This is a genomic window from Vibrio mexicanus (genome assembly GCF_001012815.1).
In the GTDB taxonomy this organism is placed as follows: Bacteria; Pseudomonadota; Gammaproteobacteria; order Enterobacterales; family Vibrionaceae; genus Vibrio; species Vibrio mexicanus.
The window spans coordinates 1-1,666 of sequence record NZ_JYJP01000032.1; the positions used below are offsets into that span (position 1 = coordinate 1).

1 protein-coding gene is annotated in these 1,666 nt (G+C 39.5%); it reads left to right on the top strand.

The features are described 5' to 3' along the window. Positions 1-1,051: 1,051 nt before the first annotated feature. A partial coding sequence (locus UA76_RS06390) for a hypothetical protein (protein WP_047044125.1) occupies positions 1,052-1,666 on the top strand: 615 nt, incomplete at its 3' end.

Consider the following 1,666-nt stretch of genomic DNA (forward strand, 5'->3'; position numbering starts at 1 on the left):
CACAGAAGATAAGAAAGTTTCAGTAGGTTTCGACTGGCGCTTCTAATCCACTCAAAACGTTTATAAAGAAACCTGGGTTGGTGATGGCTTAGTGCAGCCAGCCCAGGACTAAAAGACTAAAGCACTTTTCTTTAAGGCGTGACGAATCTATTTCGAGTTTTAAGCGTCAGTCTCTATTAACCCTCACGTACTTCCAACATTTTCTGACATGTCTGGCCAATCTATCAGCATTGTGATATTTAATCGGATAGCAGTTATATAAATGATGCGCCATCATGAAATATTGAAAAATCCAAGCATATTCATTTAACTATATGTGTAAGTAATATCATATGGTCTATTCTCCACTTATCTATTCATCACTTGTCTATTTGTCAATGTTAATTTTAAATGCTCAATAGAGAGGACAGGTGCAACTATTACTAGGTTACTTACACCAGGCATCACTTAGCCCTGTTATTAAACTAACTACCGTGTATAGAACGCAGTTCGTATAACTGGCATGTTGTTTTTGGAAACTTATAAGGTACAAAACATGTCGAACGCTCAGTTGAATGATCTCCTAACCTATACTGACTATAAACAATTGCGATCAGAGAATTCGCACAATAGAACGCTTCGTGAACGTTATGCAGTTTACATAGATAAGCCTGTGTTCAAATGCACCCTCCTTGCATTACCTTGATTTAAATCAAATAAACAGTCGAGCCTTAACTGTTTTTCTGTAGAGAAAAAATAAGAGCAGGGTTATGAATGTGGGGAATAGTTGAATTAACTTTGATTCCATTTTTATATGATATCAAATTGGTTATATTAGTTTCCGTCAGCCGGGGAGAGTAAAGTTCACTTCGGTTGAATAGAAGAATTTAATTAGATTGGAAAAGAAAACTTAAACTCTGGTTATTTTAATTTCCTATTTTGGTTTTTGTTTGATTCAGTTTGATTTAGTAAAAATTATAAACGCAAAATGCGTTGAAATAAAAACATCCACGGAATTTAAGCACACGGATGTGTCTTTAAACAAACAAGTTAATACTTAAAGGCACATATTATGAAAAGCAGCAAATCTCTTTTAGCACTTGGCGTAGCGGCAGCACTATCTCTTTCTGGCGCAGCGTTCGCAGCAGATTCAGAAGTCCACGACGCAGACCCACGTAACACAGCATGGCGTGGCGGTATTGCAACCGACCACAAAGGTGAAATTAAATTGGTTGCAGGTGGCGGTTTTAATAACCTATACGGCAACAACGAATACACAACACAAACCATCATGATTGGTGAGTATTTCACTCAATCAGAAAATGCTCGCTTCCGCTTAGCAAACTTTGATGAGCGTTTTGGTGGTGTTTATGTAGACCTTAACCTAACGGAAGCATCGAACCTATACACAGCAGGTTACATGCTGCCTCTAACGGCAACGAACGGAACAACGCTATTGTTCCCGTCAGTGAACTACACCTATGTAGATATTGATACTAACGAGATTGCTAAAGGCATGAACGCTGCAAACAACAGTGCTCTAAACGGTTACTCTACAGGTACGGGCCAAATGGCAGCACTCAGCGCCGCTAACGTATCGGGTGGCGATGTAGCTAACATGATTGGCGGCGACGACGCGCACTTAGTATCGGTCAACCTATACGGTTTACAGCCTTGGAATGACACG